Origin of the sequence: Soonwooa buanensis, from assembly GCF_900167905.1 — a bacterium.
Lineage (GTDB): Bacteria > Bacteroidota > Bacteroidia > Flavobacteriales > Weeksellaceae > Soonwooa > Soonwooa buanensis.
Genome location: NZ_FUYZ01000012.1, coordinates 1 through 16,531 on the forward strand (window position 1 = coordinate 1; position 16,531 = coordinate 16,531).

General features: G+C 33.7%; 17 protein-coding genes. 10 read left to right on the top strand and 7 right to left on the bottom strand.

The features are described from left to right. The first annotated feature begins 122 nt into the window (after positions 1–122). The 3 genes from B5X62_RS13525 to B5X62_RS13535 all read left to right on the top strand — a co-directional run bounded on the left by B5X62_RS13525 (position 123) and on the right by B5X62_RS13535 (position 2,884). The gene (locus tag B5X62_RS13525) at positions 123–884 is read left to right on the top strand and encodes a YaaA family protein (RefSeq protein WP_079667976.1); all 762 of its coding nucleotides are present in this window, start codon (positions 123–125) and stop codon (positions 882–884) included. Between the two features lie 83 nt (positions 885–967). After that, entirely contained in the window at positions 968–1,822 is an 855-nt protein-coding gene (gene prmC / locus B5X62_RS13530; protein WP_079667977.1) for a peptide chain release factor N(5)-glutamine methyltransferase, read from the top strand. A gap of 135 nt (positions 1,823–1,957) precedes the next feature. Next, entirely contained in the window at positions 1,958–2,884 is a 927-nt protein-coding gene (locus B5X62_RS13535) for an IS256 family transposase, variant Zn-binding type (RefSeq protein ID WP_449441361.1), read from the top strand. A 361-nt stretch (positions 2,885–3,245) separates the two neighbouring features. Here B5X62_RS13535 and B5X62_RS13540 read toward each other — a convergent pair whose 3' ends face one another. Continuing rightward, positions 3,246–3,836 carry a Crp/Fnr family transcriptional regulator gene (locus B5X62_RS13540; protein WP_079667978.1) on the bottom strand — a complete coding sequence of 197 codons (591 nt, stop codon included), beginning with the start codon at positions 3,834–3,836 and terminating at the stop codon, positions 3,246–3,248. Between the two features lie 170 nt (positions 3,837–4,006). Here B5X62_RS13540 and pncA point away from each other — a divergent pair, with 170 nt between their 5' ends. Both pncA and B5X62_RS13550 read left to right on the top strand, forming a co-directional pair. Further along, a complete protein-coding gene (gene pncA / locus B5X62_RS13545) occupies positions 4,007–4,612 on the top strand; it encodes a bifunctional nicotinamidase/pyrazinamidase (protein WP_079667979.1) in 606 nt (201 codons plus the stop codon). Positions 4,613–4,704: 92 nt separating this feature from the next. Further along, entirely contained in the window at positions 4,705–5,259 is a 555-nt protein-coding gene (locus B5X62_RS13550) for a hypothetical protein (RefSeq protein ID WP_079667980.1), read from the top strand. A 51-nt stretch (positions 5,260–5,310) separates the two neighbouring features. On the opposite strand, the gene B5X62_RS13555 is transcribed toward B5X62_RS13550, so the two are convergent. The 5 genes from B5X62_RS13555 to B5X62_RS13575 form a co-directional block, all read right to left on the bottom strand. Then, positions 5,311–6,339: a pseudouridine synthase gene (locus B5X62_RS13555; protein WP_079667981.1), complete on the bottom strand. Its 1,029-nt coding sequence runs from the start codon at positions 6,337–6,339 to the stop codon at positions 5,311–5,313. Between the two features lie 65 nt (positions 6,340–6,404). Continuing rightward, positions 6,405–7,328 (bottom strand): UbiA family prenyltransferase, encoded by a 924-nt coding sequence (locus B5X62_RS13560; RefSeq protein ID WP_079667982.1) that lies wholly within the window; start codon positions 7,326–7,328, stop codon positions 6,405–6,407. A gap of 6 nt (positions 7,329–7,334) precedes the next feature. After that, positions 7,335–8,264, bottom strand: a complete 930-nt coding sequence (locus B5X62_RS13565) for a mevalonate kinase family protein (RefSeq protein WP_079667983.1) — start codon at positions 8,262–8,264, stop codon at positions 7,335–7,337. 95 nt (positions 8,265–8,359) lie between these two features. Then, entirely contained in the window at positions 8,360–9,796 is a 1,437-nt protein-coding gene (locus B5X62_RS13570; protein ID WP_079668124.1) for an MFS transporter, read from the bottom strand. 93 nt (positions 9,797–9,889) lie between these two features. Next, positions 9,890–11,290 carry an alanine/glycine:cation symporter family protein gene (locus B5X62_RS13575; RefSeq protein ID WP_079667984.1) on the bottom strand — a complete coding sequence of 467 codons (1,401 nt, stop codon included), beginning with the start codon at positions 11,288–11,290 and terminating at the stop codon, positions 9,890–9,892. Between the two features lie 254 nt (positions 11,291–11,544). Between B5X62_RS13575 and B5X62_RS13580 the strand changes: the two genes are divergently transcribed. The 5 genes from B5X62_RS13580 to B5X62_RS13600 all read left to right on the top strand — a co-directional run bounded on the left by B5X62_RS13580 (position 11,545) and on the right by B5X62_RS13600 (position 15,114). Further along, entirely contained in the window at positions 11,545–12,258 is a 714-nt protein-coding gene (locus B5X62_RS13580; protein ID WP_079667985.1) for a hypothetical protein, read from the top strand. 48 nt (positions 12,259–12,306) lie between these two features. Beyond that, positions 12,307–13,035 (top strand): hypothetical protein, encoded by a 729-nt coding sequence (locus tag B5X62_RS13585; protein WP_079667986.1) that lies wholly within the window; start codon positions 12,307–12,309, stop codon positions 13,033–13,035. 111 nt (positions 13,036–13,146) lie between these two features. After that, positions 13,147–14,031: a hypothetical protein gene (locus tag B5X62_RS13590; protein ID WP_079667987.1), complete on the top strand. Its 885-nt coding sequence runs from the start codon at positions 13,147–13,149 to the stop codon at positions 14,029–14,031. Positions 14,032–14,042: 11 nt separating this feature from the next. After that, positions 14,043–14,408: a hypothetical protein gene (locus B5X62_RS13595; protein WP_079667988.1), complete on the top strand. Its 366-nt coding sequence runs from the start codon at positions 14,043–14,045 to the stop codon at positions 14,406–14,408. A gap of 10 nt (positions 14,409–14,418) precedes the next feature. Continuing rightward, positions 14,419–15,114 (top strand): toxin-antitoxin system YwqK family antitoxin, encoded by a 696-nt coding sequence (locus tag B5X62_RS13600; protein WP_159447656.1) that lies wholly within the window; start codon positions 14,419–14,421, stop codon positions 15,112–15,114. Positions 15,115–15,347: 233 nt separating this feature from the next. Here the strand turns inward: B5X62_RS13600 and B5X62_RS13605 are convergent, their stop codons facing one another. After that, positions 15,348–16,526, bottom strand: a complete 1,179-nt coding sequence (locus B5X62_RS13605; protein WP_079667990.1) for an acetyl-CoA C-acyltransferase — start codon at positions 16,524–16,526, stop codon at positions 15,348–15,350. Positions 16,527–16,531 lie beyond the last annotated feature (5 nt).

Sequence of the window (16,531 nt, forward strand, 5' to 3'; positions counted from 1 at the left end):
TTGCATTTAATCCTTATTTGTACTTTTGTAAAATCTGAATTTAGAATTTCTTTTGTGACTTTTGTGGCCAATTTATTTAAAAGCCAAGCTAAAAGTTAGTTTATTGACAACTTAAAAAAATTATGAAAATACTAAGCTCACCAGCCAAATTGATGAACATCGAAAATCACACCGATTTACTGCGTTCGACAACGCCAAAATTCATCAAAGAAGCCGAAGAAATACAATCTTACCTCAAACATAAAGACCCAAAATATTTGTCCGAACTCATGGAGATTTCTACCAAATTAGCGGACGAAAACTGGGAGCGTAACCAAAACTGGAAAGCCAATCCAAAACCTAAAGAATCTGCACCAGCAATGTTTGCCTTTGTGGGCGAAGTTTACAGAGGTTTGGATGCCAAAACTTTGGACAAATCAGCCATCGATTATTTACAAAAAAATTATAGAATGTTGTCGGGACTTTATGGTTTACTAAAGCCGTCTGACCGCATTATGTTGTATCGACTAGAAATGGGACGTCCTTTTGCGTTTGACAAAAACAAAAACCTTTACGATTTCTGGACAGAGCGTGTGACAGAGCAACTTAACTCCGAGTTGAAAGCCAAAGATTTAATTCTAAACTTAGCCAGCAATGAGTACGTAAAAGTTATCGATCGCAAAAAGATAAAAGCGACAATCATCGATTTCGAATTCCGACAAATACAACCCGACGGAAAACTAAAAACGATTGTTGTATACACCAAACATGCAAGAGGATTGATGATTCGTTTTTGTGCAGAAACCAATGCTAAAACACTTAACGATGTTAAAGCATTCAATTATGAAAATTACTTAATCGATGAGAAACTATCAACCGACACCAATCTAGTTTTCACAAGATAGTTTTAATTAAATCAAAAAATTCATAATTCATAATTCATAATTCGTAATTCGTAATTCGTAATTCGTAAATCAAAAATATCCAATTGACCATTTCAGATCTTAAAAAACGTTTTCAAAATGAACTTTCAGAGCAATATTCAACCTCCGAAAGCATCACGCTATTTTATATTTTTGCGGATAAAATCTTTGGATTTACAAGACATCAACTTCGAAAATTCGAAAACCAAGAAATCTTAAAAGATGATGAAGATACTTTTGAAAACATTCTTAATGATTTAAAATCAGGAAAACCTTACCAACAAATAACGGGCGAAGCGGAGTTCTATGGTAAATTATTTAAGGTTAACGAACATGTTTTAATACCACGACCAGAGACGGAAGAACTTTTGGAATTGGCTTCCCATTACATCAAAGAGTTTCAAAAAGAAAATAAAATTGAGAATTTAAAAATCCTTGACATCGGCACCGGAAGTGGCGTTATTCCTATAATTTTAAAACTAAATTTCCCAAATGCGGAAGTTCACGCATTAGACGTTTCCGAAGAAGCTTTAGAAATAGCTAAGCAAAACGCGGCTTTACATGAAGTTGACATTCAGTTTTATAAAAAAGATATTCTTAACGAAAGCCCAAGTGATATGTATGACATCACCATCAGTAATCCGCCTTACATCGGCATTGACGAGAATATCAATATCGAAGATTCGGTAAAGTCGTTTGAACCCAATTTGGCTTTATTTTCGCCAACAGAAGATGTGTTGATATTTTATAAAAGAATCGCGGAACTCGGGAAATCCCACCTCAAAGAAAAAGGATTAATCTTCCTAGAAATTAATCAAAAATACGGTCCCGAAACTTTGGAATTATACAGAGAATTTGAAGTTTCAAAATTGATAAAAGACCTCTCAGACAACGATAGAATGATCTACGTCAAAAAATAAAGTTCGTATTAAAACAAGTATTTTTGGTTTAATAGTCAAAAATAGTTGGTAGAATTCTTTCTATCGCCTATTATTATTGATGATACGAGAAGTTTATTGAACTTTGTTTCAATAAACTTTTTTTATGCCTGAAAAATCAAAAAAAATCGTTGTTGGAGCTGTAAAAGTCTGAATGTAATTTCGTGGGGAAAACAAAATAATAAGAGACGTTTTAAATGTAAAAATTGTGGTATTTATTTTACCTCCGAGAACAAGTCTGTTGGCTTAAAAAATAAGGAAGTTTGGTTCAAAAAATGGATTGTTGGAAAACAGACTTATGAAGAAATTTCACGAGACTCAGGATACTCAGTTAGTACTCTGCAACGATATTTCAATATAATGCTTGGGAATACACCCAAGCTTAGTTATAGTCAGAACAAAGAGGTTTATTTACTAATTGATGCTACTTATTTTTCTAATGAAATTTGCTTAGTAGTTTTTAGGGATGATGTATTTAAGCAAACTCAGCTTTATAGAATTACTGATGGAGAGCATTATGAAGAACTAAATGAAGACTTGGAAAATATCTTGAGCTTAGGAATACAAATTGGAGGAATAACTTGTGATGGTGATAAATCTTTGCTCAAAGCTATACGAAAAGTCTGCCCAAAAGTTCCTGTACAGAGGTGTCTAGTTCATATCCAGAGAATGTGTAAAATATGGCTTTCTGCTCATCCGAAATCAAATGCGGGATTTGAACTTCGCGAAATTGCTTGTAAACTTCATTTCATTGATAATGAATTGAAAAAGCAATACTGGATAAAAGAAGTACTTGACTGGTATACAAAACACGAAAATTTTGTAAATGAGAAATCATACAACCACGAAACAGGAAGATATTGGTATACGCATAAAATGGTACGACGATGTTTTTCCGTAATCAGAAAGGCTTTGCCTAATATGTTTGTATTTCTTCAGAATTCTAAAATACCAAAAACAACAAATGGTATAGAAATGCAAAGCATTCGTGAATACCATAAAAATAATAAATATTTAATGAACAATCTTTTTTTGGTCACTTAAAAGGCAATCTCAATATTCATAGAGGTCTTACCAAAAGTAGAAGAAAGCAATTTATCCAATGGTATCTTTTTTACAAAAATCAAAAACAATAATACATTAGGTAGTTAAGGTTTTTTTTAGCCATAAAGCTGTTCCAATAATTTACAAAGAAGGATGGCAAAAGCCACCCTTCTAAACTATTGTTTACAGCATTGATTGTATTGCTAATAAGTTGCTCCTCAGCAGAGCTCATTTCCTCTTCCAATCAATCTCAGTATATTACAAAATATTTTGTGAAAAAACACCAACTATTTTTGACCACATTACCAACAAACAAAATCCTGAGTCAATGCTCAGGATTTTTTATTTGTTTCAAAGTGTTTTAAACCTCGAAATTCTTCTTTGCAAGCTCTTTTCGCACACGGCTAAGACTTTCTGGTGTAATCCCGAGATACGAAGCCACCATCCATTGCGGAACACGTAGCATGATGTTCGGATACTTTTTAAGAAAATCTAAGTAACGTTCTTCAGCTGTGGTGCTTATCAAAGCATTAACTCTGTTTTGCAAGTTTTTGATGTGGTTAAACATCAACACTTGATTTCTTTCTGCAACTTGTGGATGCAATTCTGCTAACTTAAACAAAAAATCATCTGCCATAACAACAACTTCAGAATCTTCAATAGCTTCTATATAAAAACGAGATTTCTCACTTAACATTTGACTAGTTGAGTCCGAAATAATCCAACCTTCGGGCGCAAATTGGATCACATGCTCTTTCCCCAACTTATCGATAGAATACATTCTCAAAAGACCTTTCTCGACAAAATAACGATCATTATTCACCTCACCTTCTCGCACCAACACACTTCCTTTTTTAAAGAATTTGACATCATAATGCGTCGAACATTGCGTTATGCTATCCTCAGGAATTTCAAGAATCTGCGAAAGATGTTTATGAAAATTATTTACCATTTCTGTCAATCTGTTTTATTTTTTAAAAATACTAATTCTTATTTAAATTCAATGCATGATTTTAAAATCAAAAACATGACAATTTGTACCATAGGAATAATTGGTATAATTGATGTAATAAGCTTTACAACTAAATTTGTTTAGTGTAAATTTGTATTAAATATTATCTTATGAAAAAAGCCCTTATAGTTGTTGATGTACAAAATGATTTTTGCGAAGGAGGAAGTCTTGCGGTGCCAGGCGCTAGCGAAATTATTCCTTTCATTAATAGGTTGATGGAGAAAGGAAACTATGACGAAATTGTTTTTACCCAAGATTGGCATCCCGCAGAACACAAATCGTTTGCAAGTAACAACGACCGCCAAGTTGGTGAAACTATTATTTTAAATGGCATCCCGCAGTTTATGTGGCCAGATCACTGTGTACAAGGGACTTTTGGTGCAGAATTCCATAAAGATCTTGATGTCTCAAAAGCTACAAAAATTTTCCAGAAAGGTACACATCCTGACATTGACAGTTACAGTGGTTTCCAAGATAACAATCATTTTTTGAAAACAGGTCTAGAAGATTATCTTAAATATCACGATATACAAATTGTGGAAATCGTTGGTTTAGCATTAGATTATTGTGTTAAATATACTTGTCTAGATGCGATGGAAGCAGGATTTGTCCCAATGTTACACTTCCAAGGGACAAGAGCTGTTAACGTAAAGCCTGATAGTGCAAAAAATACAATCTATGACTTATTACAACATCACGTAACCATTGTTGGTTAAGAAGTTCTAGAACATAATAAATTATCAAAACTGCTTTATTCTAAGCAGTTTTTTTTTATTTTTGTAACGAAAACATTTAAAACTATAAAACCATGAAAAAATTAGTGTATATGGCTACATTGTGTAGCGTATCATTTTTTAATGCTCAAAAATTTGAAGTTTCTGCTGGATATGGAACAGGATCTTTATTCGGAGGTGCAGATTCTATTCTAAAAGCTGTTGGTACAACGATTTTCAACGGCGAACCCGAAATGCCAAACAGTAATGGCGTTCTAACAGTTGCGCTTACTACTTATAACGAAAACATGAAGTGGCGTTATGGTCTAGAAGCCAATCTTGAATCTTTTAACGAAACTAAATCAAGCTACAGAAAGCAATCTTATTTCTCTATTCTTCCAAAAGTTGATTATTTCTGGTCAGATGCCGATAATAAATGGCGTTTTTACTCAGGAGTTTCGGTTGGGGTTTTATTCCGAGATTTGGATTATGTGGATCCTTCGAAGAATGTTCAAAAGACAAATGATACTTTTTTAGCTTTTAACATTATGCCGATTGGCGTAAGATATGGCGGAAATTTCGGCGTTTTTATAGAGCCTAGTATTGGCACAAGAGGTTTTGTACAAGGCGGTCTTAATTATATTTTTTAAATTAAATTTTAACAAAATAAAAAGAGAGCTAAATTTTAGCTCTCTTTTGTTTTATAACATTTTCAAATTGTTAACTTCTAGTTCGGTAAGGATTCTCCAATGTCCACGTTTGATGTTTTTCTTGGTAAGTCCAGCAAACATAACACGGTCAAGTGATTCTACTTCATAACCTAACTTTTGGAAAATACGTCTCACAACACGATTCCATCCGATATGGATTTCGATACCGATTTCATTTTTAGGTTTTCCTTCGATGAAAGAAATACTGTCAACTTCCGCAACACCTTCTTCTAGACGAATTCCGTCAGCAATCGATCTTAGATCTTCAATTGACAATTTTCTATCCAAAGTCACATGATAGATTTTCTTCATGTTAAATGATGGATGCGTCAATTTTTTTGTCATGTGACCATCATTTGTCAACAAGATAACACCCGTCGTTTGACGATCTAGACGACCAACTGGGAATAATCTGTACGGTGAAGCGTTGGCTACAAGATCCATAACTGTTTTTCTAGCTTTGTCATCTTTAGTCGTTGAGATATAACCCTTTGGCTTGTTAAGCACAACATAGACAGGTTTTTCTGGCGTGATGCTTTGTCCGTCAAACACCACTCGATCTGTCTTCTGAACTTGGTACCCCATCTCTGTCACCACTTTTCCGTTAACTTCTACAAGTCCTTGTGTGATAAGATCATCCGCCTCTCTTCTACTACAAATCCCTGAATTTGCAATATATTTATTAAGTCGTATCGTTTCTTTTGGCGCTTTCGCTAACTTATCCAATTTTCTTCTTTGGATATAAGATTTTACACGTTCGCCTTCTTCTTCTGTTTTATTAAAAGGTCTTCTTGGTCCGAATTTTCTCTCGCCGCCTTCGTATTTATCTCTAGAATCGAAGTCACGACCACGTGTCGTTTTTGGCTTTCCAAATTTGCCACCTCTTTCGAAAGAACCTCCTTCTCTAGATGTATTTTTTGAATCCCCTCTTGAGCCACGCGAATTTTCAGAAGACTTTCTCCCTCCAAAATTTCCGGTCTTTTTATTTCTGTCTGAAGAATTTCTATCGTTTCTGCTCATGTTTTAAAATTTTTGCAAAGATAGACTTTTTTAAGTCAATATAGAAAAGGCTTTTCGCACTCCTATTATATTGCCCAACTAAATCTAGAATATATACCATCGAACAACATCGCTAAGATTCCAAAAAATATCCATAATTTAAGAACACTTAATGTTGTCACTTTGTCATTTTTATGATTTCTGAATAACCAAAAGATACTTAATATTAATACGAAAAGACCTATTGCAAAATACCAAGCCATGATACTTTGTAGTCCAATACCTTTAATAATGATAAGCGATACAACAAAAGCCATCAAACAAAATACGATAATAATTTGCCTTGCAATTTTAGAACTAAATTGATTTGCAATCGTTTTGTAACCAAAAACTTTATCAGCATTTTTCGTTAAAAGATCTTTAGTCATGTCGATAATCATCAACATTAAAAAAAGAAAAATTGCCATGAAAAAGACTTTCAAAGTGAAGGTTCTGTAATAGACTAACATCCCGAAAAACGGATACATCGTCAAGCCAACAAATGTGAGATTATTTAAAAATAAAACTTTACTAATCTTATGACTGTAAAACCACATCAAAAATTGATATACCAAAAAGAATACAAACACGCGCCAAGACTGTGTAAATGCAATTGTTAAACCTAAGGCATTGAGAAAAATATAGGCGTAAAGAAAATATTTTTGTTTTAAAAAAGATTGTATTCTGCTGCGAAAAGGTTTGGTTACTTGATCTTTTTCTCGATCATAAAACTGATTAATAATTCCACCAGCCAAAATACTTAAAACCGAACACAGAATAATTAAATGTGCGTGATAATCGAAGACAAAAGCACGAAAACTTTCTTCTCTGTTAAATAAGAAAAACGTCGAAACATACAGCGCAAACGTCAACAAAGCCACGAAAAAAAACCGTGCACCCAAAATAAAGCCCATCAATTGATTCAATCGATAGGCAAGATTTTTATGTCGTTTTTGTATGTTTTGACTCATACTTTATTAAAATCTGTAAATCACCTCTTTCTGAAATCCAGAAAGCATTTTTTCAGCTTTTTCGTAATCTTTTGTAAATCCTAAAATGTAGCCTCCGCCACCACTTCCACAAAGTTTAAGGTAATAAGCATTGCTATCAATTCCTTTTTTCCAAATGTTATAGATACTTTCCGGAATCATCGGTTTGAAGTGGTCATACGCCCAAACTGATAGTTTTTTCAAATTCTTGAAAAACGGATTCATATCTTTTTTAAGGAAAGCCTCAATACAAGCGTTGTTATAACGGATAAACTCTTCCTTCATCGTTTTTCTGAAACCTTCAGTTTTCATTTTTTCAAAGAAAATCTGAATCATCGGTCCAGTTTCGCCAGTTATCCCCGAGTCGATCAAAAATACAGCGCCTTTACCTTCTGATGCATGATCAGGAATGGCAACTTTGTCAAGATTTTCTTTATTTTCGATAAGAATCGGAAGATTCATGTAACAAATCAAAGGATCCATCCCAGAACTTTTACCATGGAAATAGCTTTCCATTTCACCAAAAATGGCTTTTAGCTTTTTAAGATTATCTTTAGAAATGGTATCTGGACTAAGTTTTTCTGACGAATATTTTTCAAAAATTGCAGCAACCAAAGCTCCAGAACTTCCAACGCCGTAACCTTGCGGAATGTTAGAATCGAAGAATAATCCTTCTTCAATATCTTTTTTGAAAGCGTCGATATTTAACTTAAAATTACCTGGTAAGTTAAGTGTTGCCAAAAAGTCGGCATACTTTTGTAAATGGTGATTCGATTTCTTTTCGAACTCCGAAGCCAATTCCGAGAACTTCAAAGTTCCTTTATAAAAGCTGTACGGAACGACAAGCCCTTGCGAGTTTTCGATCATTCCATATTCTCCGAAAAGAATAATTTTAGCATAAAATAAAGGGTTGGTCATTGTTTATTTTTTTGTGTTTTGTAATGCAAATTTACAAAATATTTTCTATTGCGTTATCTGCAAATTAAATGCCGAAATTTTAAATATTATTAATATTACAAATTAGCTTTATTATTGTTAGCATTTACTTTTAAAAAACGAATTAAAACTAAACCAATTGCAAAGAAAACCGTCATGGACAATGCCGCATAACGCATATTGTTAAAATGCTCGATCAAAGTTGCAAAAATGAAAGTTCCTAAAATAATCGCCAATTTTTCTAAAACATCATAAAAACTGAAATAGGTTGTATTTTCCATGCCGTCTTGTGGTAACAATTTAGAATATGTTGATCTCGACATTGCTTGTAGACCGCCCATTACTAGACCAACAATTGCAGCAACACCATAGAATTGATATTCTACATTTGGATTTTCTTTATTAAGATAATAGGCTGAAAGACAAGCTACAATCCACAAAACAATACAAATCGAAATGACATTCTTATTACCTATTTTTCTTGATAAACGTGAGAATGCAATCGCACCGATAATTGCTTCAATCTGAATAACCAAAAGCGTCATAATCAATTTGTCTTGAGCTAAATTAATTTCTGATTTACCAAACAAGGTTGCCATCAAGAAAATCGTCTGCATACCAACACTGAAGAAAAAGAAACTCGACAAGAAATACTTTAAGTTAGAATCTCTAAATAAATGATTACCAACCTTAAACAACTCTCTAAAGCTTTCTTTAACAATATCAATATAGAAAGTAATATTCTTTTTTAATACAAAGAAAAAACCGCCATTATTTTTATGACTTTTAAAAAAGTTTTTATGATTTAATAATACCAAATCTTTAGGAAGTTGATCTTTAACATTCCCAAATTGTGGTAAATGTTTAAAAGTATATTGCGAAAAACCAAACCACCAAGCTCCTGTTAATAAGAAACTTATACGTGTATAAAGCTTAGCTTGTTCGGCATCTTTTGCTAAAACTTGGATTAAAACTAAACAAATAATAACCAAGATTACAGACCCGATGTATCCGTAAACATAACCTTTTGCGGACAAAGCATCCTGCTTATCCGGCGTTGCGATATCTGGTAAAAACGAATTATAAAACACCAAACTTCCCCAGAACCCGACACTGGCTGTGACACTAAATAAAAGTCCTAACCAAACGGTATTCATCCCTGTAAACATCGCTAATCCCATGCAAGAAGTTGCGCCTAGATAACAGAAAAATTGCAAGAATGATTTCTTGTTACCGATTGTATCTGCCAACGATGACAAAATTGGTGACAACAAAACAACAATTACAAAAGACAAGGTTAAAGAATAACCATAAACTGCGTCTGGCTGATAATCTCTCCCGAAAATATTGATCATGTGTCTAACGGGCACTTGGATTGTTTTTCCAGTCTCTTCGACATACTCACTTCTTTCGCTAGCGGTTGTTAAAATCGAATAATAAATAGGAAAAATCGTGGATGTAATTACTAAAGAATATACAGAGTTGGCCCAGTCGTATAACGCCCAAGCCTTCATGATTTTTGGATTATTTTTGATACTCACGTTTTAAGATTTCAAATATTAGAACAAATATAAAATTAATGTTGAGAAATTAAACTTCGACGAGAATTAATTTTCTGTCATTTCTGGCGCAAGTGTTGGGTCCTTGCCTTCTTTTCTCTGTTTTTCATAATCTTTGAAAAGGAACATCGCCTTCTTCTGCATCAACAAAATCGCAATAATATTGAGCCAAGCCATTAATCCAACACCGATATCACCAAGCATCCATGCACTTTCTGCAGTTTTGATTGTACCGTAAAATGCAGAAAACATAATCACAACTTGGAAGATTCTGATATAGATTTTTTTGTTAGAATGTTTTTGAAGATAACTAATATTGGTTTCTGCGATATAGTAATACGCCATTATAGTCGTGAATGCAAAGAAGAACAACGAAATAGCGACAAAAGCTTTCCCAATCGACGGAAAATGCTGCGCTACTGCAAACTGCGTAAAATCCGCTCCCATTTTAACATTCGGGATATTTTCAACAACAAAACCACCTGCAGGATTTTCGACATTATACATCCCAGTGAACAAAATCATCAAAGCAGTTGCCGTACAAACAAAAATCGTATCAACATAAACCGAAAAACCTTGTACTAAACCTTGCTTCATCGGGTGCGATACTTCTGCTGCTGCCGCTGCATGTGGTGCAGTCCCCTGTCCTGCTTCGTTACTGTAGATTCCACGTTTTACACCCCAAGCAATTGCCATCCCGATAATACCTCCAAAGGCAGAATCTATACCCAAAGCGGATTCAAAAATTAACTTAAAAACAGCTGGGACTTGGTGAAAATTAAGACCAATTATCACCAAAGACATCAGAATGTAACCTCCTGCCATAAATGGAACAACAAATTCTGCAACCGTACTAATTCGTTTAACACCACCTATTATAATAATACCTAAAATAATTGCAACAACAATACCTGTTATATACATGGGGATATCAAAAGCATTTTTGACCGCAACCGCAATACTATTACTTTGTACACCAGGCAAAAACAAACCACAGCTAAAGACCGTTACCACCGCAAAGGCAATCGCGTACCATTTTAGTTTTAGACCTTTTTCGATGTAGAAAGCTGGTCCACCACGATATTGTCCATCTTTAACAACTTTATAATATTGTCCAAGTGAGGCTTCAACAATCGCAGACGCACTCCCAAGAAACGCTATAACCCACATCCAAAATACTGCGCCAGGTCCGCCCATGCCGATTGCTGTTGCCACACCCGCAATATTTCCTGTGCCTACACGTCCAGAAATAGCTAAAGCAAAAGCTTGAAACGACGAAATCCCTTTCTCAGAAGCATTACCTTTAAATAATAATTTCCACATTTCGCGGATATAACGAATTTGTGGAAAACGCATTCGGATCGAAAAAAAGATGCCCGAAAACAAACATAAAAATATTAAAGTGTTACTCCATACAATTCCATTGATGACTTTTAAGAATTCGTCCATAGCTTTTATTAGATAGTTGAAGCTTCTAAGATAGGTTTTTTATTGATAAATGTTGGATAATTGACTTTCTTTATTGGAGAAAATTTCATTGAAAAGGAATTCAAAATAAGATAAAACAGAGATTTTTTGAAACATATTATCCAGAATTAAGTATTGAAATTAGACTTTCTATTGTTCCAAAAATTCATACATTAGAAATATGAAAAGTAAATTTTCGTTCTTTATTAAAAGAATTTTTAAAAATTAAAAAGCAAATGATTAATAAATTTTCAACAGTTTTGATGACCATCTTTAGCTTAATTTCGATCCAAATTACTGCTCAAAAAAACTACACTCATCTGAAAGAATATGGCTTAAATTCTAAGGTTAAAAAAGTTACAACTTATATTAAAAACATTGAAAATAATCTTATCCCAAAAGACACTTTAGGCCATGATCGGAAAACAATTATGACTTTCGATTCCAAGGGAAATATGCTACAAAACGCGCGTTATTTTATGCCAAATAAAAAAATTGATATTATAAAAGACATCATAACTTTTAATTATAATGACAATGATATAAGTTACACGCAGAAAAGTGTTTTTAGAACACAAAAAGACATCCTTCAAATCTTAAAATATGTTTGGAAAGACGATTATAACTACGATATTATAAATACTGATACTAATTCTGTTACTGATCAAGTTAGTCTAAACCAAAACTTAACACTTAAAAAAGAAATTTTTAAAAATGATGGAAAAGCAATTTATGAATCCGAATTTATCAATGAATATAAAGACGGAAAATTAGTAAAACGTACTCATAAAAATTTTGATTTTGTGGATGAAAAGCAAAGCGAATCTTTTCAAGTTGAAATTATAAAACAATACGACAAAAACGGAAATCCTAGTCTAATATATTTTTATGATGACAAAAACGCAACAAAATTATTAGCGGTCTCTTTTAAGTTTTATGACTATTATTAAATAAAAAACACAATGAAACTCCTGACTATTCCTCTTTTAATTTTTTTAATGAATTCTTGCAACAACAAGTCTTCTACAAAAACTGAAACAGAAACGATTACAAACCAAGCTTCTCAAAAAACCAATGACAGTATCGAAATTGGCTTTTATGACAACTTTGAAAAGCTTCAAAAATTCGAATTAAAAACGGCAACTAAAGATGGTTTTGATCAATTAAAATCAAATACAACTTTTCTACAAACGAAAATTGAAACCGACAAAAAGAATTTCTACTTAGAGATTGCGAACAAAAAAGTGAAATTCAAAAAATATGATGAAGATTCTACCGAAGATCACAATGGCAGTGAATATTTAGGTTATAGCCCGAATTTGGATTTGTTTGCAGTACAAAATAATTCGGTTGCAGATAATTTAGGATTTGCTGATATAGATTTAATCAACAAAACAAATGCTTTTAAATACAAAATCGTTTCGCTTGGCGATTGGAGCGGTTCGATTCCGTTAGCCTCCCCCAACAATCAATTTTTGGTTTATTTTCAAAATCCTGAATATGAATCTCCAACTTTAAGTATCGCGATTCTAACAATTAATAATCAAAATAATCCTAAATCATTTTTAAAAGAATATGCGAGTTGTTTTGTAGATAATGACTTTTCGATTGAAGAAATAAGATGGAAAGACGACCATAATTTTGTGATAAAAGCTTACAAATCAGAAAATGATGACGCTGGCAAAGAAATTAAAAATTATTCTTATTTCTCTGCAAAATTTAATTAAATCTAATTAAAACGCACGCCTTATTAACAATTAAACGAATATTTTTATTGATAAATTAATTTTAATATTGAAAATTTTTAGTATTTTAATCAATATTTAAATAAAACAAAAATGGCAGAAATAGAAAACCTCATTAACGACTATCTGCAACAAGCGCCAAAGACTTCGCAAGAAATCCTTTTTAGCAACTTAGATCAACATCCAGTTTGGGAGGATAATCGAGAAATTATGCAACTTGCGACGCAACAAATATTGCAACCAGTTGGCGTACTCACTAACGAACATGTTTTAGCCTACATCGGCGTACACGCAAAAACAGCAATTACAGGAAAACGTGACAGCATTGGTTTTTTAATCACAAATTTCAGGATTTTAACACAATATGATTTTTCGGTTTTATTAACGCCTCAGCCTGCAAAAGCCACTTATTTCACTTCAAAAACTACAGCCGAGGAAGTTTCTTCTAAAGTTTGGAACGAATTTTTAACACTCAATAAATTAAGCATCCCAAATGAACAACTAGCCGCAATGCACGATGCTTTGGTGGATCTTACAAAGATCATTTTGCCCGCACTACACCAATCTGGTCATCTTCCTGAAGACATAAAAAAATCAACAAGCGTCACGACGCGAATTCCAGAATTAGGTTTACAAAAAGAGCTGAAAACTTATGCTGAAAACGAGAAAAAATTGAAAGCTTTTGCTGAAAAATTTAAAATCGAAAATATAAAATACGGCATGGTAGACAAACCATTATTTGGTGGCGTTTATGGTTTAGCAATCACCGAAAAAGGTATTACCAGTCGCGATCTTATGGAAGATAGTCAAACAAGCACTTGGGACGAAATAAAAACTGATGCGGCTCGAAATGGGAATAAAAATTTTGAAATCTTGGCAGGAAATAAAATCCATATAGTGCCTTCACATAACAACGATCTAGTCCCAGCCTTGATAACCTTAATCAATGAAATTGCAACGAAGGAAATTTCTTTTTAAAACACAAAATAATGAGTTACGACATTGCATTATACCGCATCGAAACCAAATTACAAGAAGAAAAATCACAAGATGAGAACTTTTTTGAGAACGAAGCGAATTTGGTTTCCTTTACAGAAAAACAATTTCAAGATTTAAAAAATAGACTCGAAAATTATGAATATAATGTGGTCGACCAAACGAACAACCAAATAACATTCAGTCATCCAGATGAGGATTTCGGAACTGCACTTTTGACAAAAGAAGCTTTATTTTTCACAGCTAGTTGGAGTGACAATTCGATTTTTGAAGTAGGCATGACGGCCTCCGAATTTACAGATACAGGCGAGTTTGCGAAATATGATTTTCAAAATAGCGAATGGGAAAATTTTGATTAATTTCAGTATCATGAAGAGACTTATTTTCATTTTTTTAATACTTAGTTTTAAATCTTTAGCATTCGCACAAAAGGAACATAAAAGATATTACAGCAACGGAAAACTTGAAGAAAGTGGACAATTTGATGCCAATGAAAAAGCTGTTGGAGAATGGAAATATTATTATGAAGAAGGAAATATTGAACGTATTGAAACTTATGATGGAGACAAAGTTTTTGCGCAATCCTTTTGGAAAAATGGAAAAAAACATCAAATCTCAACTTCACAAAACGGATATTTTTTAGGAACCAGCCTCTCTTATTACGAGAATGGGCAACCTTGGAGTATTAAAAATTTTGTAAATGGAAGTTTTGATGGAATGCAGAAAAGCTTTTACAGTAACGGAAAACTAGAATATATTGGTTTTTACAAAAAGGGAATGCGTGTCGGAAAATGGGAATATTTTCATGAAAACGGAAAACGATCAATAGTTGCAACATACGATAACGATAAAAACTTGAGTACAGATTGGTATCGTGATGATGGCACACCTTGGAAGAAGGAAAAAAATGATTACAGCACAGACGGAAAACTAACTGTCTATTTTGAAGAATATCATCTTAACGGAAAATTGGAGCGGACAGGAAGCTTTTTTGAAGGTGTCGAAGTCGGCATTTGGGAATACTATGACGAGAAAGGGAAATTGATAGAGAGGAAGGAGAAATAATTTCATTTTAAAAGAAAATATTAGTAAAAATGCTAATTCAGGTTTTTTGTTTTGTTATTTGTCGAAAAAGAAATTATTGGTCTTATTGCATTTCATGAGACGTATACTGCCAAAAACTTGGATAGAAACTCAGTAAGTGCAAACTCGCAAAATAGAGCTTGATTTTTCATTTTTAAACCAAAAAAAATCGGACTCCAAAGAATCCGATTTAACATTATTAAAATAAATAATACTTAGATATTTTCGATAACAATAGCTGACGCTCCACCGCCTCCGTTACAGATTGCAGCAGCACCATATTTTGCACCATTTTGTTTTAATACGTTGATAAGTGTTACGATGATTCTAGAACCAGAACTTCCTAGTGGATGTCCAAGCGCTACTGCACCACCGTTAACATTAACTTTAGAAGCATCTAATCCTAAAATTTTGTTGTTTGCTAAACCTACAACTGAGAAGGCTTCGTTAAACTCGAAAAAGTCGATGTCTGAAACTTCTAAACCTGCTTTCTTAAGAGCGATTGGTAAAGCTTTAGCAGGCGCAGTTGTAAAGTTTTCTGGCTCGTGTGCAGCATCTGCGTAAGAAACGATTTTAGCCAAAGGTTTAAGACCAAGTTCTTCCATTTTCTCTTTTGAAACCAAGATTAACGCAGAAGCTCCGTCATTAAGTGTTGACGCATTAGCTGCTGTAACCGTTCCGTTTTCTTTTTTGAAAACTGTAGGAAGCGTCGGTAATCTATCGAAGTTTACAGACTTATATTCTTCATCTTGAGCAAAAATAACTGGCTCTCCTTTTCTTTGCGGAATTTCTACAGGAACAACTTCATCATTGAATTTTCCTGCTTCCCACGCTGCTGCCGATCTTTTGTAAGATTCAATTGCGAAAGCATCTTGTTCTTCCCTTGTGATGTTGTAATCTGTTGCACATTTTTCTGCGCAAACGCCCATGTGTACTTTGTTATAAACGTCTGTAAGACCGTCTAATACCATCCCATCAAGCATTTTAACATCACCAAGTTTAGTAGCAACTCTAGCATTGTAATAATGCGGAACCATCGACATATTTTCCATACCACCAGCAACAATAACATCCATATCGCCAGCTTTGATAGATTGTGCAGCCATCATAACCGCCTTCATCCCAGAAGCACAAACTTTATTAATAGTTGTAGAAGGTGTATGATTTGACAAACCAGCTCCCAAAGCTACTTGACGTGCAGGCGCTTGTCCTTCGCCAGCTTGCAAAACGTTACCCATATAGATTTCCTGAACCGCGTTAGGATCCATCCCGATTTTATCTAAAGCACCTTTAACCGCAGTTGCTCCCAATTTAGTTGCTGGTACTGTTGACAAACTTCCCATAAAACTTCCCATTGGTGTACGCACCGCTGAAACGATAAATACTTCTTTCATTATTT

Coding starts and splice junctions, on each gene's coding strand:
- pncA (WP_079667979.1), top strand. CDS start 4,007: ATGAAAAAAGCCCTTATAGTTGTTGATGTACAAAATGATTTTTGCGAA.
- B5X62_RS13565 (WP_079667983.1), bottom strand. CDS start 8,264: ATGACCAACCCTTTATTTTATGCTAAAATTATTCTTTTCGGAGAATAT.
- B5X62_RS13540 (WP_079667978.1), bottom strand. CDS start 3,836: ATGGTAAATAATTTTCATAAACATCTTTCGCAGATTCTTGAAATTCCT.
- B5X62_RS13605 (WP_079667990.1), bottom strand. CDS start 16,526: ATGAAAGAAGTATTTATCGTTTCAGCGGTGCGTACACCAATGGGAAGT.
- B5X62_RS13585 (WP_079667986.1), top strand. CDS start 12,307: ATGAATTCTTGCAACAACAAGTCTTCTACAAAAACTGAAACAGAAACG.
- B5X62_RS13525 (WP_079667976.1), top strand. CDS start 123: ATGAAAATACTAAGCTCACCAGCCAAATTGATGAACATCGAAAATCAC.
- B5X62_RS13570 (WP_079668124.1), bottom strand. CDS start 9,796: ATGAAGGCTTGGGCGTTATACGACTGGGCCAACTCTGTATATTCTTTA.
- B5X62_RS13580 (WP_079667985.1), top strand. CDS start 11,545: ATGATTAATAAATTTTCAACAGTTTTGATGACCATCTTTAGCTTAATT.
- B5X62_RS13560 (WP_079667982.1), bottom strand. CDS start 7,328: ATGAGTCAAAACATACAAAAACGACATAAAAATCTTGCCTATCGATTG.
- B5X62_RS13600 (WP_159447656.1), top strand. CDS start 14,419: ATGAAGAGACTTATTTTCATTTTTTTAATACTTAGTTTTAAATCTTTA.
- B5X62_RS13550 (WP_079667980.1), top strand. CDS start 4,705: ATGAAAAAATTAGTGTATATGGCTACATTGTGTAGCGTATCATTTTTT.
- B5X62_RS13590 (WP_079667987.1), top strand. CDS start 13,147: ATGGCAGAAATAGAAAACCTCATTAACGACTATCTGCAACAAGCGCCA.
- B5X62_RS13555 (WP_079667981.1), bottom strand. CDS start 6,339: ATGAGCAGAAACGATAGAAATTCTTCAGACAGAAATAAAAAGACCGGA.
- B5X62_RS13575 (WP_079667984.1), bottom strand. CDS start 11,290: ATGGACGAATTCTTAAAAGTCATCAATGGAATTGTATGGAGTAACACT.
- B5X62_RS13595 (WP_079667988.1), top strand. CDS start 14,043: ATGAGTTACGACATTGCATTATACCGCATCGAAACCAAATTACAAGAA.